Here is a 24,262-nt window from a genome sequence, read left to right on the forward strand (position 1 = left end):
GTCAAGAAATCTTTAATTTATGGAAGATGTTTTTATTGAATGTTCTCCTGGTATATCTGGAGATATGTTGTTAGGAGCTTTTTATGATTTAGGGGTGCCTAAAGAAGTTATTGAACAACCACTTATTGATCTTGGATTAAAGGATTTATATCAAATAGACTTTAAGGAATCAAAAAGTTGTTCAATCCGAGGCATAAAAACAAAGGTTGAGAGTATTGATTGTAGTCCTATCAAAAGAACTTGGAAGAGTATTAAGGAACTTATATTAAATGGCCACTTGGAAGAAAATTTAAAAAAAATAATTTATGGAGTATTTGAATCTTTAGCAATTGCCGAAGGAAAAGTTCATGGCATTAAATCTGATGATGTCCATTTTCATGAAATTGGAGCTATAGACTCATTGGTGGATGTCATTGGAGTATGTGCTGCATTGAATTACTTAAATCCCAAGAAGGTCTATTGTAATGAACCAATTTTGGGGAAAGGCTTTGTTCAGACTGAACATGGTAAATTATCTGTACCAGCTCCTGCTGTAATAGAGCTAGTAAGACAAAAAAATATCAAGGTCTTATCACACTGTAACTCAATAGAGGGCGAACTCTCAACACCAACTGGCATCGCTTTACTTGTTAATCTAGTCGACTACCCAGAACCTCCTTCAAGGTATTCTATTAACTCTTACGGAGTAGGTATTGGGAACCTAAAATTTCCATTCCCTAATTTGGTAAGAGTTTATAAAATTACCTCATTTAATAATGCTTCTTTTAACGATAATGAACAAATTAGTCCAAAGCGTGAAGAGATAATTATTCAAGAAGCATGGATTGATGACCAAACGCCCGAAGATATATCTAATTTTGTCGAGAAACTTAGAAACGAGGGAGCTTATGACGTTTCTTACCAAGCTATTAATATGAAAAAAAATAGAATTGGATTTTCTATTCAAGCAATCTTGCCCATAGAGAAAAAAGAATTTTTTAGGCGATTATGGTTTGATTATTCCAATACTATTGGGGTTCGTGAAAGGACACAATATAGATGGATATTACTTAGACGAAGAGGAGAATGTTCAACGATTTTTGGAAATATAAAAGTAAAACAAACTTTGAAACCAGACGGATCAATTATTATGAAACCAGAAAATGATGAGGTCTTAAGATTAAATTTAGAACATAAAATATCAACTTACGAAATAAGAAAAATAATAAAAGAATCAAGTAAAAAATTTAGAGCATTTGAAAATTGGAAATGAGATTCAATATAAGTAAGCAACTACAATTGAAATTCATTAAAAAAATTAATTTTGGAAATTTAAAGAGTATTTTCTTTATTTCAAGCTTGTTATATTTTTGCATCTATTTTTTTGATAATATGGATCAAATTTCGTTTGGTATCAATTTAGAAAGAAATGGAATTAATCTTTTCTTATCATTTTTATTTTGTGTTTTAAGTATTTACTTGAACGCTTATGCATGGAAATATATTGTTAAATGGTTCGGGAAAGAATTTAAAAGTAATAACCTTATCTCTTTTTATGTTTTAACCAATATTCTTAAATATGTTCCAGGAGGGATTTGGCATTTTGTTGAAAGATTTAATTTTATAAAAAAAATAAGTAATCCACAGATTGCTTTATATTCGACGCTCATAGAACCTTATTTTATGTTGAGTGGATCTTTTCTCTTGGCATCGCTTGGATTGATTTTTTCACCACTTTATTTTTTTTTAATTTTTCCTTTAGTATTCTTAAATAGGAAATTAATTTATCTTATTTTAAAAAGAATAGGGTTTCTTAAGGGAAAAGTATTTGAGGTTCTGAGACTTCCAAATTCAAAGAACTTTTATGCAAAGAGAATAAATATAATTTCTTTTTTCCCTACTAGAGCTTTATTACTTGAAATTGGTTTTGTTTTATCTAAATTTGTTGGTTTTTATATTTGCTTAAATACTTTTTATACAACTAATAATCTGAACAGTATATTTTTGTTAGTAATTTTTTCTTTGTCATGGTCTTTAGGCTTGGTAGTCCCAACAGCTCCAGGAGGAGTTGGAGTTTTTGAGGCTTGTCTCCTTTTTTTGGTTGGTAAAAGTATTCCACAAAATATAATTCTCATTAGCTTAATTTATTTTAGAGTTATATCAACCTCTGCGGATTTGTTGTTAAGCTTGCCTTTTTTAATAAGAAAACTCTCCAAAAAAATTTAGTTTTTTTCTAAACTTGGTACCAATATAATTGATGCAATAAGGCCTAAAGTCATTATAAAAATGGCTGGTAATATTGCCTCTACCATTCTTTCATCTCCAGCATATTGATATATTCTCACAGATAATGTATCAAAATCGAATGGCCTTAAAATAAAGGTTATGGGTAATTCTTTTATAGTGTCTACAAAAACTAAAAGTGAGCCTACAAAAATTGGTCCCTGGAGAAGTGGTAGATGAATTCTTTTGATAACTCCCAGCCAATCCTCTCCTAATCCAAGTGCTGCTTCATCTAGACTAGGGGAGATTCTCTCAAGACTTGAATCAATTGAACCCTTTGAAATAGTTAGAAATCTGACAAGATAACCCCAAACTAATAAGCAAATAGCAATGAAATTAAATTTTGAAGAAGAAATGCTTATTAAAGATAAAGCTAATACAGTTCCTGGGATTGCGTAACCTATCCCTGCAAGATTTGTTATTAGTCCTAGTAAAAAGCTTTTATTTGGACGTCTGGCTAGTGAAATCATTAAGGAGAATAGCATCGTTATTAATGCAGTAAAAAATCCTAGACTTATGGTCCTGAATGATAGGGTAAGCAATTCTATAGACAACCCTTTTTGAATTTGATCTATATTGAGCAGAACCCAAAAACATGGAATTCCAAAAGAGAAAATTGGAGGAAATAAAGATAAGGTTATTGCTAAAAGAGCTCTAGTTTTTTTTAATTCCCACCCTTGAGAATCTCTTGATGCAGGATTCTCACTCCACCTCTTTGATTTTCTTCTAGAGAATTTTTCAAAAATAATTAATGTAAAAATTATAAATAAGGCTACCAAAGATAGTCCAATAGCACTTTTTGGATTTCCATCAATTATCCAATTTTCAGCTATACCTGTTGAAATACTTGGAATGTTTAGTAATGCAAATGTACCTAACTCATTCATTACTTCCATACACATTAAACTAATTCCTGTTATGAGCGCTGGTAACGCCATTGGAAAAGCGATTTTAAAGAAGCTTCTCCAGGGCCCAACTCCCAATCCTCTACTAGCATTGATTTGATTTACTCCAAATTTATTAAAACTTTCGTTGGCAAGAATAAATACATATGGATAAGTAGAAATTGAAAGTATTAATACCCCCCACCATAAACCTGTTACTTGATACCCAAAGATACTTCCTAAATCCTGTAAAACAGCTGTTATTAGGTAGGCTGGGGCAGCTAAAGGAATTAGCTGACAAATACGGAGAACTTTTCTGAACTTAAAATCGCAATTTGAAAGCAACCATCCATTTAAAGTGCCTAATCCTCCTCCAAAAAAACTTGTGAGTACCAAAACTTTTAAAGTTTCTAATACCTCTTCTCCTCCAGCAATACCCAATGAAAAATTCCCACTTATAACATTTAAAAATCCTTCAAGAAGAAAATTCGAGATTGGAATGATTACTAAGAGTGCAACAAAAAACGAAGTAAAATAAAATAGTTTTAATTCAGTTAATGCTTTTTTAAATCCTTTAATAAGTACTTTCAAAAATTAATAAATCCTAATACGAAAATTTAATCTGAGCTAAATCTACACGATGAAAGTTGATTCTTAATAGTTTGATGATCTAAGTTTCTTCCAATTAATACTATCTTATTAGATTTTTCTTTTGTCCATTCTTCATCATCTAGAGAAAATCTTTTTCCAGATAGGTGAAAAATATGTTTTCTTTCACTTTCTATAAACCATAATATTCCTTTTGCCCTAAATACATTTTGTGAGATTTGATTATCTAAAAAATATTGAAACTTCCTTAAGGAAAATGGTTCATATGTTTCATAAGAAACTGATGTAAACCCCTCTATACTATTAATCAAATCGTGAGAATGAGAAGAGTGATCGTGAGAATGAGAAGAGTGATCGTGAGAATGAGAAGAGTGATCGTGAGAATGAGAAGAGTGATCGTGAGAATGAGAAGAGTGATCGTGAGAATGAGAAGATTGGTCGTGTGAGTTTTCTTTTACATCTTCTTTATCCTTATCGGATTGAAAATTATCTGTTTCAAATAGACCTACACTCATTATTGTTTGTAATCCAACTTCACTATTGGTTGATCTCAATATCCTTGGTTCTTTTTTTATTTTATTTATAAATTTTTCGATTTTCTTTAATTTTTCTTCATTGACTAAATCACATTTATTTAGAAGAAGGATATCTCCGTATAAAATCTGAGAATAGGCGACACTTGAATTATTAATTTCAAAATCAAAATTTTCTCCATCAATGACAGTGATTATCGAATCTAATCTTACTTTTTCTCTAAGATCACCAGCCGCAAAAGTCATAGCTACTGGCAATGGATCTGCTAATCCAGTTGTTTCAACAATCAAATAGTCTAATTTTTCAGCTCTTTCTAAAACTTTGGATACGGTATTTAATAATTCGCCATTGATAGAGCAACATATACATCCATTATTTAATTCGATCATATCTTCTGAGCCTTCTATTATTAAGTCATTATCTATTCCGATCTCTCCAAATTCGTTGACTAAAACAGCTGTTTTAATACCAACTTGATTTTTTAAAATATGATTCAGAAGTGTAGTTTTGCCAGAACCCAAAAATCCACTAATAATAGTAACTGGCAATAAATTTTTAGACATTTTGAATAGTTTGAAAACAAGTTTATATTTTTATTGATCGAAAATTTTGTTGATTTCCGAAGCTAATGTTTGATCCAGATTCGTAATACCTCCTAGATCATGTGTATTTAATTTAATTATTACTTTTGCATAAACATTCTCCCAGTTAGGATGATGATTATATTTTTCACAGATTAAGGCAACCTTAGTCATAAAAGCAAAGGCTTCAATGAAATTAGCGAAGTTAAATTCTCTTTGGATTTGTTTAGATTTAATTTCCCAGCCAGGTATTTTGACAACTAATTCGTTCAATTCTTCATCTTGCAAAATGTAGGGTTCCATTAAATAAGAAATCTGACTTATTACATTATAAATATCTTACTTTTTCTCACCAATTATATGTACATTTATGATTCTTTCCTTTTGATCAAATCGATGTTCCCATAAATAAACTGCTTGCCATGTGCCAAGCATAATTTTGCCGTCTTGAAAACTCAAAGATAAACAAGTGTTAGTTAGGGATGTTTTAATATGTGCTGGCATATCGTCAGCCCCTTCTTGATAATGTTTATAGGATATTTCTTCTCTATTTTTTGATAAGGTTAAGTAGGAATCATAGGGAACTATCGATTGCATATACTTTTTTAGGTCCTTCAGTACATTTGGATCTGCGTTCTCATTAATAGTTAAACTGCAACTTGTATGAAGTGAAGTAAGATTTAAAATTCCTGAATGAAAATTATTTTTTTCAACACATAAATTTAAATCATGCGTGATATCAATAAAACCCTCTCCATGGGTTATGAATTTTAATTTTGAAAATATTTGTTCCATATAAGTTAAAACTTAATTAATCAATATCCTATTATGGATAAAGATACATGTTTTACTGCAGACATTAAAATTTTTATCTTAAGATAAATTTAATTTCCATTTAAATCTTTGGCTGAAACTCATTGGAAAAAGCTGGGTGCTTACCTTAAAGAAACACAAATATTAGGTTCAATCCAAAATACACTTTATTGGGATCAGAATACTGGAATGCCAAAAAAAGGGGCTTATTGGAGGTCTGAACAACTTACTTATATTGCAAAAGTATTGCATGAAAGAAATTCTTCCGAGGAATTTTCTAATCTGATACAATCTGCAAAAAATGAACTAGCAGATATTGAAAGAAATTCCGATAATCAACTTTTCATAAAAGATAAAGAAAGAAATATTAGTCTTTTATTGAAGGAATTTAATAGAGAAAGAAATTTAGATCCTAAATTAGTTGAGTCTTTAGCAAAGGCAAAATCTAAAGGATATGAAAGCTGGCAAGAAGCTAAGGAAAAATCAGATTTTAAAATTTTTCTTCCTTTCTTTGAAGAATTAGTTAAATTGCGGATTGAAGAGGCAAAGCAAATATCTATTAAATGTTCACCTTGGGAGACATTAGCCCAACCCTTTGAGCCTGAATTAAATTTGAAATGGTTGAACAAAATTTTTCAACCTTTGAAAGAAACCATCCCAGGCTTGATTAGAGGACTTAACAAGTCCCAAAAAAATCAATGGGATTTAAGTCCAGAATCTCAAAAAAAATTATGTTCTAAATTACTTGACGAGTTTGGAAGAGATAGAGATCTCGTAGTTGTTGGACAATCTCCCCATCCTTTTTCGATTACATTAGGGCCAAATGATTTTAGGATCACTACAAGAATTGTTGAAGGTGAACCATTATCAAGTTTTTTAGCAACCGCGCATGAGTGGGGGCATTCTATTTATGAGCAGGGTTTGCCATCACAAAGTCATCAATGGTTTGCTTGGCCTTTAGGTCAAGCAACATCTATGGGTATTCATGAAAGTCAATCTTTATTTTGGGAAAATAGAATAGTTAAATCCAAATCTTTTTCAAAAAGATTTTTTAAAAAATTTGTTTCGGCTGGATGTTCTCTTAATAATTATTTAGAACTATGGAAATCTATTAATCATTTGGAAGCAGGATTAAATAGGGTGGAAGCGGATGAATTGACTTATGGCTTACACATATTAATAAGAACCGAACTTGAAATAGATTTAATTGAAAGAGGGTTACCTGCTGAAGATATTCCAACAGAATGGAATAAAAGATATGGTGAACTCCTAGGAATTAAACCATCTAATGATTCAGAAGGTTGTCTTCAAGATGTTCATTGGAGTGAAGGGGCGTTTGGATATTTCCCCTCATATTTGTTAGGACATGTTATAAGTGCGCAAATATCTTCTCAAATGGAAAGAGAAATAGGTTTGATTGACAACTTAATTGAAAATGGTGAATATCAAAAGATCATCTTTTGGTTAAAAAATAATATACATAAATATGGCAGATCTGTTAATTGTATGGAGTTGGTAAGAGCTGTAACTAATGAAGAACTATCGCCAAACTATTTTATTAATCATTTAAGGTCTAAAATAAATGATTTTTGCTGAAACATTACTTTTAAAGAATTTGGTTAGGTGTGAGGATGTAAGATAAACAAAAATAATTTCTTGATGGCAAATCTAAATCAGCCCCCAAGCAGGGTTACCCCAAATTTATTGCACATACTAAATGCTTTCACTGATAGCTCAAATACAATAATAAACTCTATTGTTGAATTGAACTCCAATACCATAAATAAATATGAATTAATTACAGAAACGGGCCATCTTAAACTTGATAGGGTAGGTTATTCATCACTTGCGTATCCTTTCGCTTATGGATGTATTCCAAGGACATGGGATGAAGATGGAGATCCACTTGATGTAGAAATTGTTGGAGTAACTGAGCCTTTGATACCGGGATCTATTGTGGAAGCAAGGATTATTGGGGTGATGAAATTTGATGACGGTGGAGAGGTCGATGATAAGGTAATAGCGGTTCTCGCAGATGATAAAAGAATGGATCATATCTCAAGTTATGAAGACCTTGGAGATCATTGGTTAAAAGAAACGAAGTATTATTGGGAGCACTACAAAGATTTAAAAAAACCAGGAACATGTACTGTCAATGGTTTTTTTGGGATAGAAGAAGCTGTTAAAGTGATTAAAGATTGTGAAGAGAGATACAAAAAAGAAATTGATCCTAAATTAGTAAATTAACTAATTTTATTTTTCTCTAAATTTTTCAAATATTTCGCTTAGTATTTCTTCGGCACCTTGCTGCTTTAATTTTTTAGCTAGTTCTTTTCCTATTTCTTCGGGATCATTAATATTGCCAATATGTTGATCTTTAATAAGCCTTTCTCCATCCAGAGATGCAACCATACCAGTAAGGCAAAGTTTTTCATTCTGAATATTACTATTCACACCTATTGGGACTTGGCATCCACCTTCAAGCTCTCTTAAAAAAGCCCTTTCTGCTAGACATCTTTGACTGGTGGGTTTATCTTCTAAAATATTTATAATTTCTAAAACTTTTTTATCATCAGATTTACATTCAATGCCTAGTGCTCCTTGGCCAACGGCATGAAGGGAAATTTCGCTTGGGATAATCTGGTGAATTCTTGATTCAAAGCCTAATCTCTTTAAGCCAGCGGCCGCGAGAATTATACAATCAAATTCTCCTGCATCTAATTTTTCAATTCTTGTAATAACATTACCCCTGATGTCTTTGAAAATAAGATGTGGGTACTTATTTCTTAATTGTGCAAGTCTTCTTAGAGAGCTTGTTCCAACAATCGAACCTTCAGGTAAGGTTTCTAATTTATAACAGTCATTTTTTTTGTTTACTACTAAAGCATCTGCAGGATCCTCCCTTTTTGTAATGCATCCTAATTTAAGGCCATTGGGCAAATTGGTTGGTAAATCTTTCAGAGAATGTACTGCTATATCAGCATGGCCCACGAGCATTTGTGCTTCAAGTTCTTTTGTAAATAAGCCTTTGTCGCCTATTTTTGCTAGGGCTACATCAAGGATTTTGTCACCTTGAGTTGCCATAGCTTCTATAGATACCTCTAAATTGGGAATATTCCTTTCTAGTTGATCTTTAACCCATAAAGTTTGAACCATTGCTAGCTTACTTCTTCTACTAGCTATTTTTAGCTTAAAATTAGTCATTAAATATTGTTTTGAGTTTGAATAAAAAATTAAGTCGACTGTATTTTAAGCTATTACTTTGCCAGTTTTAAAAGCTGAATAATATACTTAACTTTTTTTATTTTATATATTCTTTTAAAACCCCATTTCGATTTGGATGTCTAAGTTTTCTTAGGGCTTTTGCCTCTATTTGTCTAATTCTTTCTCTCGTCACATCAAAAATTTGGCCAATTTCTTCAAGAGTTTTCATTCTTCCATCATCAATTCCATATCTCAATCTGAGAACATCTCTTTCTCTTGGACTAAGAGTGGCTAATACTCCTTCCAAATCTTCTCTTAGTAAAGTTTTAGATACATCTTGCTCTGGATTTTCTATATCAGCCTCTATAAAGTCTCCTAGTCTTGAGTCTTCTTCTTTCCCTATTGGAGTTTCTAAAGAAATAGGAAGTTGCGCACTTTTAGCTATAAATCTTAATTTTTCGATTGTCATTTCCATACTCTCAGCGATTTCTTCTTCACTAGGTTTCCTGCCAAATTCTTGACTAAGAACTTTTGTGGTTTTTTTAATTCTGGATATTGTCTCGTATAAGTGAACTGGCAATCTAATAGTTCTACTTTGATCCGCAATTGCTCTTGTAATAGCTTGGCGAATCCACCAAGTTGCATATGTAGAGAACTTATAACCTTTTTCATGGTCGAATTTTTCCGCTGCTCTAATTAGACCCAAACTTCCTTCTTGGATTAAATCTTGAAATGATAAACCTCTGTTCATATATTTTTTAGCAATTGAAACAACTAATCTTAAATTTGATTGAACCATTTTTTCTTTTGCTCTCCGCCCTAGGAGCAGTCTTCTTCTAAATTTGGGAAGAGGCATATCTATTAACTCGGCCCATTCTCTTACAGATGGGAAATGCCCTTTTTCTGACTCATATTGAGTTGCTAGCTCTTCTAATTGGAGTAAGTCAGCAATTTTTCTTGCAAGCTCAATTTCTTCATCTGGTCTTAAAAGTCTAATTCTTCCGATTTCTTGGAGATAAACTCTTATTGAATCTTCAGTATAGATACCTTTTGGCCCAAGTTTTATATTCCCGAGCCCTTTATCTTCTTCTTCAGAATCACTAAATTCATTATTGTTATTTTCAATACTGCTTTCGTTTAACTCAGCAGATGTTTTTAAGGGTTGGCTATTTTTATTACTATCTTCTTCAACTACGGTTTCTAAATTTGTATTAATTTTTTTATTGATCTTTTTTTTGGAACTGGGCTTGGAATTCTTTGATTCTGCTGCGACTGGACACATAATAGACTCCTTTCTACGGTGAATTTAACTAGATAAAATTTTATTTAGGGCTAATTTGAACATTTAGTAGTAAAGTTCCCCTTAGTTTTTAAAAAACATTTTCACAAAATGAGAATAAGAAAAGTTTTCTAAATTGTTGAAAAATTTAAATAGTGCTATAGATTACCTAAAGTAAAAAGTCTTGGGATTTCTCAGACAGGCAGACCATTTTTTGAATTTTCAGTCAATGATCAAAGCTTCATGTCTCCCTTAAGAGCAGGATACTTACAATGTGCAAAAAACACTTTGTGGAATGTTCAACAATCCAATACTAAGAAAAAGTTTTGAAGCCGGCAAGTAATCAATTATTAAATATCTCCTACAAATTGGAAATTTTGCTTGATATAGGTAGTAGTAATGAAAACTTTTACTATTTAGATGGAAATAATCTTGGCGCAGAAGTTGGAGATATTGTAAGCGTGAGACTAAGAGGGAGATTATTGAATGGGTTGGTGATTTCGAAAAAAGGCTTTTCGACAATCAATAATGATGAAGCAAATATTACCGGAGGTAAAAGTATAAAATATTTGTTTGTTGAAAGTATTTTGCATAAAAAAATAATTGATGAATCTTGGAGAGAATGGATAGATTCCCTAGCTTCTTTTTATATGGTTAGTAATTTAAAAATGTTTAAAACTGCATTTCCTCCTGGTTGGATTGGTAAATATAAGAATTTTTCTAAAGGTTTAAAAGATCAAATATGGATTGAAACTAAAAAAGAATTTGATATTAAGAAAAATGGATTAACCAAAAAAGAATTTTTTTTAATGAATACTTTGTCTGAAAAAGGTAATTGGCAAAGTGAACTAATAAAGTCTGGTTTTAATTACACGCTAATTAATTCAATGGTCAGTAAAAACTATCTTGTTAAATCTAAAAGAAAAAAAAATATAAATAGTAAATTAAATTCCTTTTTAAATGATCATATTGCAACTAAAAAACCAAATCTTACAAATGAGCAAAAAATTGCATTTCAAGAATTTCTAACAATGGAACCAGGAGATGTATTACTTCTATGGGGCGAAACAGGTTCAGGTAAAACAGAAGTTTATATGAGAATTACTGAAGATCAATTTCTTAAGAAAAAAAGTTGTTTGTTATTAGCCCCCGAAATTGGACTAATTCCTCAACTTATTGATAGGTTTAGTCGGCGATTTAATAATGTCGTTTACGAATATCATAGTAATTGTTCTCCCAATCATAGAACTTTAGTTTGGAAGAAAATTATTAATGCTAATGAACCATTAATAGTAATAGGAACAAGGTCGGCAGTATTTCTTCCAATCAAAAATCTAGGTTTAATAATAATGGATGAAGAACATGATGTTTCTTATAAACAAGATAGTCCTATGCCTTGTTATGACGCGAGAGAAATTGCTATTGAAAAAGTAAAAAGGAATTCTGCAAAGTTAATTTTTGGGAGTGCAACCCCATCAATGAAGACTTGGAAAAAGTGTATTTTTGGAAGGGATTTTAAATTGGTAAGAATGATTGAGAGGATATCCAGTAATAAGACTCCTGAAATAAAAATTATTGATATGCGGGATGAGTTCAAGAAGGGAAATATAAAAATATTTTCCAATGAATTATTACAATTGCTTCCTCAATTACGGTTAAAAAAAGAGCAAGCAATAATTTTGATCCCTAGGAGGGGGCATAGTGGATTTTTAAGTTGTAGAAATTGCGGATATTTAATAAATTGTCCCAACTGTGACGTTCCTTTATCAGTTCATCTCGGATCACAAGGAAAAAAATGGTTACGCTGTCATTGGTGTGATCATAAATCGAGATTGATCAATCGTTGCCCAGATTGTCATTCAACTGCTTTTAAACCTTTTGGAATTGGGACACAAAGGGTAATAGAGTTTTTAAATGAAGAATTTCCTGACTTAAGAGTACTTCGCTTTGATAGAGATACAACCTCAGGAAAGGATGGACATAGAGATATTCTTTCAAAGTTTTCTAAAGGCGATGCTGATATTCTTGTAGGAACTCAGATGTTGGCAAAAGGTATTGACATTCCCAATATTACTCTTTCAGTAGTTATCGCAGCAGATGGATTGCTTCACCGCCCAGATATTTCGGCAGAAGAAAAATCATTACAATTGTTTTTGCAAGTAGCTGGAAGGGCAGGCAGGGCTGAAAAAAAAGGAAAAGTAATTTTTCAAACATATAAACCTAACCACCCGGTGATTTCGTATCTTCAGAAAAGAGATTATGAAAGATTCTTAATTGAAAACTCGAGATTGAGAAAGGAAGCCAATTTATTTCCATTTTGCACGATTTGCCTTCTTAAATTATCAGGTGATAATTATGAATTAACTGAATCAATTGCAATAAAATTAGCGAAATACCTACTCAATTTTTGTGAGAAAAAGAACTGGAAATTAATTGGTCCCGCTCCTAGTTTAATTGCTAAAGTCGGTAAAAAATTTAGATGGCAGATATTAATACATGGTCCGGAAGGAACAAAGATACCTTTGCCTGATAGATCAATATTATGGAAACTTATTCCAAAAAATGTTTTTTTAACAATTGATGTTAATCCAGCAGAGTTGTAATTACTTTGATGGAAGTTGAGGCAAATCTGTACCTAATTTAAATCTATAGAATCTTAATAAATAAGCTAATACTGTAATCATTAAAATAGTAGATATCCCAATCAAAAGTTTGTTCATGTTCCAGAAAGAAAATTCAAGACTATTTATCTGCCCTTGATTTAAATTCCAAATTATTAGATTTTTGGTGATTTCTAAATTTAAATTATTTTTATTAGTAAGGGTAACTTTATTAGGGTGAACAATTTTGAAAATGAGTTCTAAATTTTCAACACCTTGGATAGAAGTTAGATCCAAATCTAACCTGTAAAAGTATTTTTTAAAAAATATGAAGTTTTTTTGATTAGTATTAATATCTATATTTGTTGATCCTCCTGCTAACTCTCCAGCTGTGTTTTGGGTGATTTTAAGTACTTGCTTTGTATCTTCTAGATTGAGATTTTTATGTTTCAAAGAAAAGGCTGATTCGTCTTGTTTAATTTCTGCGTCAGGGAAAATATCTTTCATCTTCTCTTCAAATTTTAATTGCCAAGGAAATTTCTTTATGTATTTACTTTCTATCACTAAATTATTGGTTATTGAATCAAGTTCGCTAAGATCAAGGGTATCCTCAACTTTAACGCAGCCACTTAAAAGGGGAATCAATAATAATAGTATTAAAACAATGATCAGTGAAAAACCTTTTTGAAAGGGTTTTGTTTCACCAGTAGGAGTCTCAGTTACATTAATAAATTTCTTTTTCTTGAATACTTCTTTTTTTTTGCGTAGTGAGTTAAGAGATTTTTTATTAAGTGATGGGTTGCTTTCAAACTGAACGTTCCAATTCTCTGGCTTTTTAATGTCAGGAGAGTCTATAACTTCCATCAAATATTTTGCATTTTCTCTCGTCTTATTATCGTAAGATTTTAGAAGTTCTTTACAAAGTTTTTTAGCTTCCTCCTTTTTATTGATACCACAAAGAGCAGTAATTAAGATTGTTCTTAAATTCACTCCCTCTTTACTTGACAAAGGAAATGATTCGATTAAAGGTAAAAGAAATTCAATACAATAATGATACTCACCTTTTGCTAAAGCAAGTTCTACTGTTTCTAAAACTTGCTCATAAGTTTTCATAGTTTAAGCGACTATCATTGTCCCTATTCCGGTATTTGTAAAAATTTCAAGAAGTAACGAATGTTGTACTCTTCCATCAATGATGTGAGCAGCTTTGACTCCTTGAGCTAAAGCCCTAATGCAGCATTCTGTCTTTGGAATCATACCTTCAGTCACAATTTTTTTATCAATTAAATCTCTTGCCTCTTTGAGATTCGTTTTTTCGACAAGACTATTTTTATTATCTTTTTCTTTTAAAATCCCTTGAGTATCAGTAAGAAGAATAAGTTTTTCCGCACTTATTGCAGCAGCAATTTCTCCAGCAACAAAATCTGCATTAATGTTATGTGAAATCCCCTCCACTGTTGATCCAATACTTGAAATAATAGGGATATATCCTTTAGAAATAAGAGGATCTAATATTTCAGGATTGATTTTTGTGACCTCACCCACTAACCCATGGCTCCCATCTCCTAGTTCTCTTGATTGAATTAAGTTGCCATCAAGACCTGATATTCCCACTGCTAAGGATCCAGTTTTATTAATGCCTTTTACAATTTGTTTGTTAACTCTACCCATTAGAACCATCTCGACAATTTCCATTGTTTTTTGATCAGTAATTCTTAATCCATTTTCAAATTTAGGAGATATTTCTAATTTCTTTAACCAATTATTAATCTCGGGTCCACCTCCATGAATTACTATCGGACAAACCCCCACAGTTGATAAAAGTGCTATATCTCTAAAAAAAGCATTTTTTAAATCATCATCCTCCATAACAGAACCGCCATACTTGATAACAATTTTTCTGCCTGAGAAACTTTGTATATATGGAAGTGCTTCACTTAATATTGATACTCTTTGAGAATCATTCATTATTAAAAATCATTAAAACTTGATTGAATTGAGAAGTTAGGTTTTTACAAATATATCCCTATATTCAATAAAAGAGAATAAAATCAAATTCTTTTTTATTATCGTCGATAATAAATTCTGATTCAAGACCTTTGACGAAAAACCTGTTTAGTCTTTCTTGTTTTTCAATCCATTTTTCTAGAGGGACAGCATTTAATTCGAAACGCATTCTGAGACCATTTTTTTCTTCTTTTGTAATTTCTTCTATTTCTTTAAGTTGAGGGGGATTATCCTCGTCCCACAAATTTAACGACTCTAATGACGATTCAAGATGAGCTTTTATCCCATATCTCCATCTTGTAACATCTTTAACTAGTGCTGTTAGTTCTGTTGGTCTATTAAATTTATTTGTCGCAAAATTTGTCTTGTCAAACAACTCCACAGGAGGTATTTCGGAAGTCTTTAAACCTAATCCAATTAGAAAAATAGGTACTCCATAAAAGAAAGTAGGTACACTTAAATTTACTGAGTCTGTAAAATAAGCAGTCATGCCAACAAAAGCTAATATACCCCCAACTGTTACGATTAAGTTTCCAGGCGATAGGTATTTCTTCATTTGAATTAGTAAAATGAGTTTGTATGGTCTAACAAGTATTATGCAAGATCCTAACACTGCAAATCAAGAAGATTTAATTTTTAAACTTGATCAAGATAGAGCGTGGCTATTAGAAAATCTTGATAAGGGTCAATGGCCAGAAATTAGAAAGGAACTTGCCGCGCTTGAAAGAAAATTAAGCAAATTTATTATAAGTGTTCAAGAAAATAATGTTGATGTTTGATTTAAAAAGGTATTTCGTCAACTTCGGGTACTAAAGGTGAGCTATCCCAACTGGAGTTTTTAGTGCTTTCTTTATTTTCAAATGACTCATTATTTTCTTTTTTATCAGACTTAGAAAAATCAACTGTCGATATTTGATGAATCTTTGAAGCTGTTAGTTCTGGTTGCTTTTCTTTCGTTCCGTCTTTTCTAGTAACAGAATTCATCTTTAGACGTCCCTCAATAACAATATTTTGCCCCTCCTTTAGTTCATTCACCATTTCTTGGGCAATATTTCCCCATCCTACGATCTTGAGATCTCTTGTTGGATCTTCACTACGTAATCCTTTAAAATTAACAATCATTTCTGCAATTGGAGTTTGGTTTTCTTTGGTATACCTCATTTGGGGAGCGCTATTAATGACCGCCTGAATTAAACAATGATTCATTACTTACTATTTAATTAAAGACATACTGATGCAGAATCAAGGAAATTGCTATAAAAATGTTTGGATCCTATCAGGAACTTCGGATGGACCTATAATAGCTAATAGGCTTCTTGAACTTAATTATTCAGTCTTTGCAAGTGTTTTAACTTATAAAGCAGGGCAAGCTTATATTGAGAATCCAAAGTTACATATCATTACGGGGAAATTAAATAATAAAGATCAAATAATTAATTTCATAAATAAAAATAAAATCACATGCGTTGTCGATGCTACTCATCCGTTTGCCGTAATAATTTCTAAAAATCTTAATAATGCATGTAAAGAGATTAATACACCGCTTTTACTATTTGAGAGGAAATCTCTAATAAATAACACTAATAATTTTTCTTATATTAATGATTTAAAGGATATAAATAACGTTGATAATAAGAATATTCTTCTTGCAATAGGATCAAGATTCCTTAACGATACAGCTAATTATTATATGAATTGTAAAGCAAATGTATTTACAAGGGTACTTCCAACTTATGAAAGTATAACTAAAGCTTTTGGATCATGTATAAAAAATTCAAACATAGCGATACTTGAACCGAGTAAAAATAATAAAGGCATTTTAGAAAAAAAACTTTGTGATTTTTGGGAGATAGATTATGTTTTATGCAGAGAATCTGGAAGTTATTCTCAGAAAAACTGGGAGAGTATAGTTTCTGGAAGTAAAATGAAGTTATTTTTGGTTAAGAGGCCGAAAGTTAAAAATGATTATTCTTACTCTTTTGATCAATATCACAATTTGATAAATCACATAATTAAAAAATATTGATGTTTAATTCATTATGGAAGCATTAGTTATGATCACAACTGAATCAAGTAAAGGAAATGCTTTGCGAATGGCTAAATTACTAATACAAAATAAACTTGCAGCTTGTGTTTCGATAAAGCAAATTTTTTCAATTTATATGTGGGATGATGAAATTGAAGAAACTAAAGAGTTTGAAATCACAATAAAAAGTAAACTAGAATTTAAAGATCGTTTAATTGATTTCGTAAATAAAAATTCCACATATGATGTCCCTCAAATTATTTACAAAAAATACCAAGCTGAGTTGAAATATTATGATTGGTTGAATAAGACTATTTGATTAAAACTATTTTATTAACTCTTTAAGATCAATATCCGATCTAGATCCTAATTGCGTAATTATTTGCCCCGCACAAATTGAAGCTATCTCTCCGCATTTTTTGAGGGACCAATTGTTTATTAATCCATGGATAAATCCTCCCGCATAGATATCTCCTGCTCCTGTAGTATCAATAATCTTGCCTTTCGTTATTGACTCTATTATTTCAACATTATTTTTGTTAACTATGAGAGAACCATTGCTTCCAAGAGTTACTATGACTAATTCACATAAGGAAGAAAGGTCTTCTTGGCAGTTTGCTAATTTATCATTTTTAAATAGACTTAACACCTCGGATTCATTACAAAAAACAATATCTACATATTCATAAATTAATTCCAAGAAACTCTCACGATGTCTATCTACACAAAACGAATCAGACAAAGAAAGTATTATTTTTGTATTAGATTGTTTTGCAATTTGGGCGGCTTTAATAAAAGCTTTTTTAGCTAATTCGCTGTCCCATAAATATCCTTCTAAATATAAGTATTTACTTTCCTTAATTACAGTAAAGTCAATATCTTTTGGTTCAAACTCTACAGATGCTCCTAGGTAAGTGCACATAGTTCTTTGTGCATCAGGTGTAACCAAAATGATTGAATGAGCTGTTGGAGCACCTTCAATAGTTGGTGGAGTATTAAATAAAGTTTTACTTTTTTTTATATCGTCAGAAAAGAAATTCCCAAATTGATCATTTTTTACTCTTCCTATAAACTGCACATAATTGCCCAATTCTGCTAAAGAAACAACGGTATTTGCTGAGGACCCACCTGAAATTTGTTTGCTCACTTTGCAATTTTCTAACAATCTCTGAGATTCATCAGAATTAATTAGATTCATTGATCCTTTATCAAGATTATTTATCTCAAGAAACTTATCTTCAATATTTACAATAATATCTACTATTGCGTTGCCCAGACCAATGAGATCAACTTTTTTATGTTCAGAATGTCTAAAGGATTCCTTCATTAATTTGGAACTAAATTACCTTAGCAGTGCTCTTTTAGGACCATGTATAGGGTCTTCAATTACTATAGTTTGATCTCTATTCGCCCCCAACGAGACAATGGCAATTGGAACCTCCATTAATTCAGCTAAAAATCTTAGATAATTCATGGCATTCTCTGGGAGATCAGATAGTTTTCTGCAATCTGCAGTTGAACATTGCCAACCTTTTAATTTTTTGAAGATTGGCTTACATTTTTTTAATTCATCTGAATTTGTAGGAAAGTAGTCTATTTTCTCTCCATCGAGATCATATGCAATGCAAACCTGAATCTCATCTAATTCATCTAACACATCAAGTTTCGTAACGGCTAAACAATCAAGACCATTCACAGATACAGCATATTTACCAATAACTCCATCAAACCACCCACATCTTCTCCTTCTCCCAGTAGTGGTTCCAAATTCACTGCCTCTATCGCAGAGTTGATCATTAATACTTCCTTGTAATTCAGTTGGGAATGGCCCTTCACCTACTCTTGTGGTATAAGCTTTTGCGACACCTATGACTCTATCAATTAAAGTTGGACCAACTCCAGCTCCAATACATGCCCCACCTGATATAGGGTTTGATGAGGTAACAAAAGGATAAGTCCCATGGTCTAAGTCAAGTAGAGTCCCTTGAGCGCCTTCGAAAAGAATATTCTTCTTGTTTTTTGAGGCTGCATGGATAGTCCTCGTACAGTCAACAACATGTTTTGATAATCTTTCCCCATAGTCAAGATATTCTTCAACAATATCTTCTAATTTAAGTGGTTTAATGCCATAGATTTTTTCTAGTAGACCGTTTTTTTCTCTTAATGGAATTTCAATCACATCACTTAGCCTTTCCTTATTGAGCAAGTCTCTTATCCTAATGCCATTTCTTTGTGATTTATCCGCATAAGTTGGGCCAATCCCACGACCTGTTGTCCCTATTTTGTTTGAACCTCTATCAGCCTCCATCGCTTCATCTAATATTCGGTGGTAGGGCATTGTTACATGTGATGTTGATGAAATTTTTAACCCTGAGATATCAATACCATTATCAATTAACATGTCAATTTCTTTAAGCAAGATTTTTGGATCTACAACAGTTCCCGAACCAATCAGACAAGAAGTATTTTTATAAAGTATCCCTGAGGGAATTAAATGTAATTTTAAGACTTTATCGTCTACGACTATCGTATGACCTGCATTTACTCCACCTTGATAGCGAACGACAACATCGGCCGAACGACTAAGTAAATCCGTTATTTTACCTTTTCCCTCGTCACCCCATTGGGCGCCGATTACAACAACATTGGCCAATTTTAGAAGAGCATTATTTTTGTGCGAATATTTAATATATTCAAAAATCTTGTTTTACTTTTAAAAAGTAAATGAATTGTATCAACTTTCTCTTAGAACCATTTTTTCAGCAAGAGAAAATTCTTTGCTTAAACGCTCCTTAAGTTTATCTGGTAAAGGTCTACTTGCAAAGTTTTTGTAATGACCTGCCATAGCATTTAATGCTGTTTGCATTGTGGTAAATGATTGCGTTTTATTCACCATCCCTCTATTTCTATATCTGGAAATATAGTCAGTTATGAGTGTAAGAGCCTCACTCCTTATTTCATCTTTGTTTGGAGAATCTTTCGGAGTATCAACAGCTGATTGTAATGTTTTAACAACTGAAATTGTATCTTTTGTGTAGTCACCTGTCATAGCGGTTTTTGCAGCTATAGAAGGGGAACTAAATAGTGTAAACACAACAATTAAGGATATTGCAAAAGATATAGCTTTGGAAAGATTCTTAAAAAATAATTTTGATGTCCATTTCAGTAACATAACTTTGCTCCCAAAAAAAATAAGCCTCAAGACTTTTTATTGTACATTATTTCAGATTCGGAAATAAATGTTTCTAACAATTTATCAGTACTAATTTTAATCTTAGTATTATTTGTTCTGCAAAAAAGTTCTACTTCTTTATTAATAGAATCTCTGCCAATAATTACCTGAAAAGGAATACCAATTAATTCCGCATCTTTAAATTTCACTCCAGCCCTATCGTTTCTATCATCTAGAAGGACATCAATTTTATTAATTAAAAAGTTGTTGTAGATTTGCTCAGTAAGATCACTTTGAATAGGATCTTTTAGGTTTGTTGGGATAATAATCACTTCAAAAGGAGAAATCTGGATAGGCCAGCAAATTCCTTTTTGATCATGATTCTGTTCGATAGCAGCTTGAGCTATTCTTGTCACTCCTATTCCGTAACAACCCATCCATAAATTTTTTAACTGACCGTCCTTATCAGAGAACTTTGCATTTAATTTTTCACTATATTTCTGACCTAGTTGGAAAATATGTCCAATCTCGATACCCTTTTTTTCTTTAAGTTCTTCATCATCATCAATGCTTATTTTATCTCCTTTTTTTGCATTTCTTATATCCCCAATTAGATAGTTTTTTGAATTAAAAGAAAATTCTTGAAAAACTTTATGGAAATTAACTTTATTCCCACCACTTATAAACTTTGAAAGGTCACTTGCAGAATGGTCAATTATTCTTGTCCATTTTTTCTCCCAATTAGAACTAGCTTTAATAGTTTTATTATCTAAATCTGGCCCAATAAAACCTAAGGGTAAATCAACTAGATTTTTTTCGATAGTATTTTTGTCTTCAATCTTTTTAAGATTAAGGAGATTGAAGTGATGAAGTTTATTGATTAAGTTAAAAAGCTTTACTTCATTAATGTGTTGATCGCCTCTTACGCATGCAAGAATTGGGGCATTAAATTCATTTTCGAACTGTGCAAGTAATATTACTACTTTAATAATCTGACTTGGGTCTAAATTGTTATTATCACAAACTTCTTGGATTGTTTTTTGATTAGGCGTTTCCAACCACTCTGCAATATTATCTTTTAGTGGAATAGGTTGAGAGGGTAGAGAAACAGCTTTTTCGATATTGGCAGCATAAGAACCACTTTGAGTGAACAAAATAGAATCTTCCCCAGCATCAGCAGTGACCATAAATTCTTTAGATGAAGCACCGCCAATTGCTCCACTATCAGCATCAACCCCTACTGTCTGCAGTCCACAAGATTCAAAAATATTTTCATAAGCATTGCCCACCTTTTCATAGAAAGAAGCTAGATCGTTTTCTGAAGAATGAAAAGAATAGCCATCTTTCATTATGAATTCTCTACTTCTCATCAATCCAAACCTTGGCCTTATTTCATCTCTAAATTTTGTCTGAATTTGGTAAAAACATTGAGGTAATTGCTTATAGGAGTTGATGGTCTCTGATGCAATACTCGTGATCACCTCTTCGTGAGTTGGTGCTAAACCAAATTCTTTACCTTGTCTATCTTTGAGATTAAACATTATTCCTTCACCTGCGGTATATCCTTCCCACCTTTCACTTTTTTTCCATAAATCTGCAGGATGAAGTTGAGGTAATAGCAATTTTGTACAACCAATACTATTAAGTTCTTTCTCTATTATTGCGGATATTTTTTCAACAACTCTAAGCATTAGTGGCATGTATGCATAAATACCACTGTTAACTCTGCGAATATACCCAGCTTTTAAGAGTAATTGATGTGAAATAATCTCAGCTTCAGAAGGTGTGTCACGAAGTGTCCCCAGAGGAAATGAGGTTGTCACGCGCATACAGAAAAATCCTTAATAAAATTAATTTTATCAATTAAGGTGAAAAAATAATTTAAAGTGTCTTGAGTCCCTCAACACGGCTAGTCTAAGAATATTCTTTCTGCTAACTTCTTCAGTAATGAAGTTCAAACTCTTTAAAAAGTTCATTACAACTTAATCATTTTCTTAAGTTTATGGAAAATATAGATTCCAATATTTCTAGTGAAGAGGAATTAGTAGGTATTGATGAAGTTCAAAAATTCCTTAATAGATCAAGAGCTTCTGTCTATAGGTATACAAATACAGATTTAAGAAATCTAAACCCTAGTTTTAATCCAAGAAAATTAAATCCCGAATTTAGGACTGATCAAAAAGACCCTCTCAAATTCCATCCTAATGAAGTTGCAAGATTTGCAAAAGATATTTTAAGAATAAAGGAAGTCACTGTAGAGGTCTTTAATACACCTTCATCCGCTGCTCAAAATATACTGGCGCAAATATTAGACGAACTAAAATCTATTAGGTCTTTGCTAGAAAAAGAGTAATTAAAAAGTCGCCAATCAATGTTTTGATTTATTGACATTTTGAATGTAGGATAATGTTGTTTAATTATCTCCTTAATCTTTACTAATTAAGAGTTCTTGAGTTACACGAAATCAAAGCAGTTTATTCAAAGTAAATCAAGCGAAGAATCCTCCAATGGTTCTGCTCGAAATGATTTTGAAAGAGATGATGATGACCCCTTAAGTATAAGGAGTTTATCCATAACATCTTTAGGTATGATTTTTGCCTTTTTGACAATTTTTTTACCTTCAATAAGCATTTTAATTGGTAGACCTTTATCTCAAGGTAACGAGATAATTCATAATCACGATTTTAAAAAAGATGGACCTTAGTTCAATACCTCCATCTCCAATGAAGGGAATAGTGAATATTGTTGTTGAAATACCTGCAGGTAGTAGGAATAAATATGAATATTGCTCTGAAGCAGGAATAATGGCCCTAGACAGAGTATTACATTCTTCAGTGAGGTACCCTTTTGATTATGGTTTTATCCCAAATACCCTTGCTGATGATGGAGCTCCCCTTGATGCAATGGTGATAATGGACGAACCTACTTTTGCAGGTTGTCTAATAAAAGCTAGACCTATTGGAGTTTTGGATATGCATGATTGTGGAGCATATGATGGAAAACTTTTATGTGTGCCTATGGCTAATCCTAGGCAGGCTAATATAGTGAGTATTAATCAAATTGCTCCTAATCAGCTTGAGGATGTTGCAGAATTTTTTAGAACAAGTAAGGGACTCGATGGAAGAACAGTTCAAATTGATGGTTGGAGGGATTTTGATGTAGTTGAAAATTTGTTGAAAAGTTGTATGCCTCTAAAAAAGAAAAACTTTAAAGTACTTAAGAAATCAAATATTAGTAAATTAAATTGAAAAAGATAATTTTTTATAGTTATTTAAAATGCTCTACGTGCCGAAAAGCTGCAAAGTGGCTTGAAAGCAAAGATTTTGAATTTCAGTTAATTGATACTGTAAAAGAACCGCCACTTGTTAATTATTTAAATCTAGCCTTAGAACAATACTCTGACGATAAGAAAAGGATTTTTAATACAAGGGGTAAAGCCTTTAAAACTCTTAATCTTGATATTGATCGTTTGTCAAAAGAAATTATTCAACTTCTTTTAAGTGATGGTAAATTAATAAAAAGACCATTTTTAATTTACGAAGGAAAAAAAGTAATTTTAGGTTTTAACGAAATTGAATATGCAAAAGATTTTATATAAGTTTAGAAAATCAAGCTTTTATTAATCCTATGACTGGTTCCATAAAAAGTTTTTTAAAAGAATGGGGTCTACTAATTTTATTAACTTTTTTTGTTTCTTCTTGTAGATCATTTTTTGCAGAACCACGTTATATCCCTTCTGGTTCAATGCTCCCAGAATTACAAATAAATGATAGGTTAATTATTGAAAAATTTTCGCTAAGAAACTCTTTACCAAAAAGAGGAGATATTGTTGTTTTTAACTCACCTTACTCGTTTGACAAAAAATTAATTTCATCAAGAGCTAAGCCCTTACCAAAAAAAAGATATTGTTTTTTTATGAGTTTTCCCCCAATGTCGTTTATTCCTGGTTTAAGGGATCAAGCTTGCGATGCCTATATTAAAAGAGTGGTAGCAATTCCAGGAGAAATTGTAAGTGTAAACTCTAATGGTGAATTAATAATAAATAATAAATTAATTCCTGAACCCTATGTCTCTTATAAGTGCTCATTATCCCTTTTTAATAAATGTGGTGAATTTGAAAATATAAAGGTGCCAGAAGATCATTTTTTAGTTTTAGGTGATAATAGGGCAAATAGCTGGGATGGAAGATATTGGCCTGGAAGTAAATTTCTTCATAAAAAAGAGATAATTGGTAAAGCATATTTCAGATTTTGGCCTCTTAATCAAGTTGGCTTTTTCAGTAAATAAAGCC

27 protein-coding genes are annotated in these 24,262 nt (G+C 31.7%); 13 read left to right on the forward strand and 14 right to left on the reverse strand.

Annotation, left to right across the window (positions count from 1 at the left end):
* The first annotated feature begins 19 nt into the window (after window positions 1-19).
* Complete coding sequence (gene larC / locus SIB45_RS05310) at window positions 20-1,252, forward strand: nickel pincer cofactor biosynthesis protein LarC (protein WP_011862508.1); 1,233 nt, start codon at window positions 20-22, stop codon at window positions 1,250-1,252.
* The gene (locus tag SIB45_RS05315) at window positions 1,249-2,205 is read left to right on the forward strand and encodes a hypothetical protein (RefSeq protein ID WP_041484664.1); all 957 of its coding nucleotides are present in this window, start codon (window positions 1,249-1,251) and stop codon (window positions 2,203-2,205) included. Before larC ends, SIB45_RS05315 begins: the two co-directional genes overlap by 4 nt.
* Here the strand turns inward: SIB45_RS05315 and SIB45_RS05320 are convergent.
* From SIB45_RS05320 to SIB45_RS05335, 4 genes are read right to left on the reverse strand one after another with little or no spacing between them, the layout of a single operon-like run.
* Window positions 2,202-3,737 (reverse strand): ABC transporter permease, encoded by a 1,536-nt coding sequence (locus tag SIB45_RS05320; protein ID WP_041484665.1) that lies wholly within the window; start codon window positions 3,735-3,737, stop codon window positions 2,202-2,204. The two genes, SIB45_RS05315 and SIB45_RS05320, sit on opposite strands and share 4 nt — an antisense overlap.
* Window positions 3,738-3,763: 26 nt before the next feature.
* Entirely contained in the window at window positions 3,764-4,852 is a 1,089-nt protein-coding gene (locus SIB45_RS05325) for a CobW family GTP-binding protein (protein WP_011862511.1), read from the reverse strand.
* Window positions 4,853-4,882: 30 nt separating this feature from the next.
* Window positions 4,883-5,173, reverse strand: a complete 291-nt coding sequence (locus tag SIB45_RS05330) for a 4a-hydroxytetrahydrobiopterin dehydratase (RefSeq protein WP_011818001.1) — start codon at window positions 5,171-5,173, stop codon at window positions 4,883-4,885.
* Window positions 5,174-5,209: 36 nt separating this feature from the next.
* Complete coding sequence (locus SIB45_RS05335) at window positions 5,210-5,665, reverse strand: secondary thiamine-phosphate synthase enzyme YjbQ (RefSeq protein ID WP_011862512.1); 456 nt, start codon at window positions 5,663-5,665, stop codon at window positions 5,210-5,212.
* 108 nt (window positions 5,666-5,773) lie between these two features.
* Between SIB45_RS05335 and SIB45_RS05340 the strand changes: the two genes are divergently transcribed.
* Both SIB45_RS05340 and SIB45_RS05345 read left to right on the forward strand, forming a co-directional pair.
* Window positions 5,774-7,279, forward strand: a complete 1,506-nt coding sequence (locus SIB45_RS05340) for a carboxypeptidase M32 (protein WP_011862513.1) — start codon at window positions 5,774-5,776, stop codon at window positions 7,277-7,279.
* 63 nt (window positions 7,280-7,342) lie between these two features.
* On the forward strand, window positions 7,343-7,930 hold the full coding sequence (locus SIB45_RS05345; RefSeq protein WP_011862514.1) for an inorganic diphosphatase: 588 nt from the start codon (window positions 7,343-7,345) through the stop codon (window positions 7,928-7,930).
* Window positions 7,931-7,936: 6 nt separating this feature from the next.
* Here SIB45_RS05345 and hemC read toward each other — a convergent pair whose 3' ends face one another.
* Together hemC and rpoD are read right to left on the reverse strand one after the other, a co-directional pair.
* Window positions 7,937-8,887, reverse strand: coding sequence for a hydroxymethylbilane synthase (hemC, locus tag SIB45_RS05350; RefSeq protein ID WP_011862515.1), 951 nt, complete (start codon window positions 8,885-8,887; stop codon window positions 7,937-7,939).
* A 97-nt stretch (window positions 8,888-8,984) separates the two neighbouring features.
* The gene (gene rpoD, locus SIB45_RS05355; protein ID WP_011862516.1) at window positions 8,985-10,169 is read right to left on the reverse strand and encodes an RNA polymerase sigma factor RpoD; all 1,185 of its coding nucleotides are present in this window, start codon (window positions 10,167-10,169) and stop codon (window positions 8,985-8,987) included.
* A gap of 323 nt (window positions 10,170-10,492) precedes the next feature.
* Here rpoD and priA point away from each other — a divergent pair, with 323 nt between their 5' ends.
* Window positions 10,493-12,769, forward strand: a complete 2,277-nt coding sequence (gene priA / locus SIB45_RS05360; RefSeq protein WP_011862517.1) for a primosomal protein N' — start codon at window positions 10,493-10,495, stop codon at window positions 12,767-12,769.
* Here priA and SIB45_RS05365 read toward each other — a convergent pair whose 3' ends face one another.
* From SIB45_RS05365 to SIB45_RS05375, 3 genes are all read right to left on the reverse strand, one after another.
* A complete protein-coding gene (locus tag SIB45_RS05365) occupies window positions 12,770-13,879 on the reverse strand; it encodes a DUF3153 domain-containing protein (protein WP_011862518.1) in 1,110 nt (369 codons plus the stop codon).
* 3 nt (window positions 13,880-13,882) lie between these two features.
* The gene (gene argB / locus SIB45_RS05370) at window positions 13,883-14,734 is read right to left on the reverse strand and encodes an acetylglutamate kinase (protein WP_011862519.1); all 852 of its coding nucleotides are present in this window, start codon (window positions 14,732-14,734) and stop codon (window positions 13,883-13,885) included.
* A 64-nt stretch (window positions 14,735-14,798) separates the two neighbouring features.
* Window positions 14,799-15,329, reverse strand: coding sequence for a DUF2854 domain-containing protein (locus SIB45_RS05375; RefSeq protein WP_011862520.1), 531 nt, complete (start codon window positions 15,327-15,329; stop codon window positions 14,799-14,801).
* 40 nt (window positions 15,330-15,369) lie between these two features.
* Here SIB45_RS05375 and SIB45_RS05380 point away from each other — a divergent pair, with 40 nt between their 5' ends.
* Window positions 15,370-15,552, forward strand: coding sequence for a hypothetical protein (locus SIB45_RS05380; protein ID WP_041484744.1), 183 nt, complete (start codon window positions 15,370-15,372; stop codon window positions 15,550-15,552).
* Window position 15,553: 1 nt separating this feature from the next.
* On the opposite strand, the gene SIB45_RS05385 is transcribed toward SIB45_RS05380, so the two are convergent.
* Entirely contained in the window at window positions 15,554-15,979 is a 426-nt protein-coding gene (locus SIB45_RS05385) for a single-stranded DNA-binding protein (RefSeq protein WP_011862522.1), read from the reverse strand.
* A gap of 28 nt (window positions 15,980-16,007) precedes the next feature.
* Between SIB45_RS05385 and cobK the strand changes: the two genes are divergently transcribed.
* Together cobK and cutA are read left to right on the forward strand one after the other, a co-directional pair.
* Window positions 16,008-16,799, forward strand: a complete 792-nt coding sequence (cobK, locus tag SIB45_RS05390) for a precorrin-6A reductase (protein ID WP_011862523.1) — start codon at window positions 16,008-16,010, stop codon at window positions 16,797-16,799.
* 13 nt (window positions 16,800-16,812) lie between these two features.
* Window positions 16,813-17,118 carry a divalent-cation tolerance protein CutA gene (gene cutA / locus SIB45_RS05395; protein WP_041484666.1) on the forward strand — a complete coding sequence of 102 codons (306 nt, stop codon included), beginning with the start codon at window positions 16,813-16,815 and terminating at the stop codon, window positions 17,116-17,118.
* Between the two features lie 6 nt (window positions 17,119-17,124).
* On the opposite strand, the gene SIB45_RS05400 is transcribed toward cutA, so the two are convergent.
* The 4 genes from SIB45_RS05400 to SIB45_RS05415 all read right to left on the reverse strand — a co-directional run bounded on the left by SIB45_RS05400 (window position 17,125) and on the right by SIB45_RS05415 (window position 21,800).
* Window positions 17,125-18,126 carry an adenosine kinase gene (locus tag SIB45_RS05400; protein WP_011862525.1) on the reverse strand — a complete coding sequence of 334 codons (1,002 nt, stop codon included), beginning with the start codon at window positions 18,124-18,126 and terminating at the stop codon, window positions 17,125-17,127.
* 15 nt (window positions 18,127-18,141) lie between these two features.
* Window positions 18,142-19,452 (reverse strand): adenylosuccinate synthase, encoded by a 1,311-nt coding sequence (locus SIB45_RS05405; RefSeq protein WP_011862526.1) that lies wholly within the window; start codon window positions 19,450-19,452, stop codon window positions 18,142-18,144.
* An 81-nt stretch (window positions 19,453-19,533) separates the two neighbouring features.
* Window positions 19,534-19,971, reverse strand: a complete 438-nt coding sequence (gene psb27, locus SIB45_RS05410; RefSeq protein ID WP_011862527.1) for a photosystem II protein Psb27 — start codon at window positions 19,969-19,971, stop codon at window positions 19,534-19,536.
* Between the two features lie 26 nt (window positions 19,972-19,997).
* Window positions 19,998-21,800 (reverse strand): proline--tRNA ligase, encoded by a 1,803-nt coding sequence (locus tag SIB45_RS05415; protein WP_011862528.1) that lies wholly within the window; start codon window positions 21,798-21,800, stop codon window positions 19,998-20,000.
* 173 nt (window positions 21,801-21,973) lie between these two features.
* On the opposite strand from SIB45_RS05415, the gene SIB45_RS05420 reads away from it, so the two are divergent.
* From SIB45_RS05420 to lepB, 5 genes are all read left to right on the forward strand, one after another.
* Window positions 21,974-22,324, forward strand: a complete 351-nt coding sequence (locus tag SIB45_RS05420) for a hypothetical protein (protein WP_011862529.1) — start codon at window positions 21,974-21,976, stop codon at window positions 22,322-22,324.
* Window positions 22,325-22,420: 96 nt separating this feature from the next.
* The gene (locus SIB45_RS05425; protein WP_011862530.1) at window positions 22,421-22,675 is read left to right on the forward strand and encodes a hypothetical protein; all 255 of its coding nucleotides are present in this window, start codon (window positions 22,421-22,423) and stop codon (window positions 22,673-22,675) included.
* Window positions 22,665-23,219, forward strand: coding sequence for an inorganic diphosphatase (locus SIB45_RS05430; RefSeq protein ID WP_011862531.1), 555 nt, complete (start codon window positions 22,665-22,667; stop codon window positions 23,217-23,219). Before SIB45_RS05425 ends, SIB45_RS05430 begins: the two co-directional genes overlap by 11 nt.
* Window positions 23,216-23,569 (forward strand): Spx/MgsR family RNA polymerase-binding regulatory protein, encoded by a 354-nt coding sequence (locus SIB45_RS05435; protein WP_413682108.1) that lies wholly within the window; start codon window positions 23,216-23,218, stop codon window positions 23,567-23,569. The genes SIB45_RS05430 and SIB45_RS05435 overlap by 4 nt, the downstream gene beginning before the upstream one ends.
* Window positions 23,570-23,598: 29 nt before the next feature.
* Window positions 23,599-24,258, forward strand: a complete 660-nt coding sequence (gene lepB, locus SIB45_RS05440; RefSeq protein WP_011862533.1) for a signal peptidase I — start codon at window positions 23,599-23,601, stop codon at window positions 24,256-24,258.
* Window positions 24,259-24,262 lie beyond the last annotated feature (4 nt).

The organism is Prochlorococcus sp. MIT 1304, from assembly GCF_047305015.1.
Taxonomy (GTDB): Bacteria; Cyanobacteriota; Cyanobacteriia; order PCC-6307; family Cyanobiaceae; genus Prochlorococcus_A; species Prochlorococcus_A marinus_E.

Coding starts and splice junctions, on each gene's coding strand:
- larC (WP_011862508.1), top strand. CDS start 20: ATGGAAGATGTTTTTATTGAATGTTCTCCTGGTATATCTGGAGATATG.
- SIB45_RS05315 (WP_041484664.1), top strand. CDS start 1,249: ATGAGATTCAATATAAGTAAGCAACTACAATTGAAATTCATTAAAAAA.
- SIB45_RS05325 (WP_011862511.1), bottom strand. CDS start 4,852: ATGTCTAAAAATTTATTGCCAGTTACTATTATTAGTGGATTTTTGGGT.
- SIB45_RS05330 (WP_011818001.1), bottom strand. CDS start 5,173: ATGGAACCCTACATTTTGCAAGATGAAGAATTGAACGAATTAGTTGTC.
- SIB45_RS05335 (WP_011862512.1), bottom strand. CDS start 5,665: ATGGAACAAATATTTTCAAAATTAAAATTCATAACCCATGGAGAGGGT.
- SIB45_RS05345 (WP_011862514.1), top strand. CDS start 7,343: ATGGCAAATCTAAATCAGCCCCCAAGCAGGGTTACCCCAAATTTATTG.
- hemC (WP_011862515.1), bottom strand. CDS start 8,887: ATGACTAATTTTAAGCTAAAAATAGCTAGTAGAAGAAGTAAGCTAGCA.
- rpoD (WP_011862516.1), bottom strand. CDS start 10,169: ATGTGTCCAGTCGCAGCAGAATCAAAGAATTCCAAGCCCAGTTCCAAA.
- SIB45_RS05365 (WP_011862518.1), bottom strand. CDS start 13,879: ATGAAAACTTATGAGCAAGTTTTAGAAACAGTAGAACTTGCTTTAGCA.
- argB (WP_011862519.1), bottom strand. CDS start 14,734: ATGAATGATTCTCAAAGAGTATCAATATTAAGTGAAGCACTTCCATAT.
- SIB45_RS05375 (WP_011862520.1), bottom strand. CDS start 15,329: ATGAAGAAATACCTATCGCCTGGAAACTTAATCGTAACAGTTGGGGGT.
- SIB45_RS05380 (WP_041484744.1), top strand. CDS start 15,370: ATGCAAGATCCTAACACTGCAAATCAAGAAGATTTAATTTTTAAACTT.
- SIB45_RS05385 (WP_011862522.1), bottom strand. CDS start 15,979: ATGAATCATTGTTTAATTCAGGCGGTCATTAATAGCGCTCCCCAAATG.
- cobK (WP_011862523.1), top strand. CDS start 16,008: ATGCAGAATCAAGGAAATTGCTATAAAAATGTTTGGATCCTATCAGGA.
- cutA (WP_041484666.1), top strand. CDS start 16,813: ATGGAAGCATTAGTTATGATCACAACTGAATCAAGTAAAGGAAATGCT.
- SIB45_RS05400 (WP_011862525.1), bottom strand. CDS start 18,126: ATGAAGGAATCCTTTAGACATTCTGAACATAAAAAAGTTGATCTCATT.
- psb27 (WP_011862527.1), bottom strand. CDS start 19,971: ATGTTACTGAAATGGACATCAAAATTATTTTTTAAGAATCTTTCCAAA.
- SIB45_RS05415 (WP_011862528.1), bottom strand. CDS start 21,800: ATGCGCGTGACAACCTCATTTCCTCTGGGGACACTTCGTGACACACCT.
- SIB45_RS05420 (WP_011862529.1), top strand. CDS start 21,974: ATGGAAAATATAGATTCCAATATTTCTAGTGAAGAGGAATTAGTAGGT.
- SIB45_RS05430 (WP_011862531.1), top strand. CDS start 22,665: ATGGACCTTAGTTCAATACCTCCATCTCCAATGAAGGGAATAGTGAAT.
- lepB (WP_011862533.1), top strand. CDS start 23,599: ATGACTGGTTCCATAAAAAGTTTTTTAAAAGAATGGGGTCTACTAATT.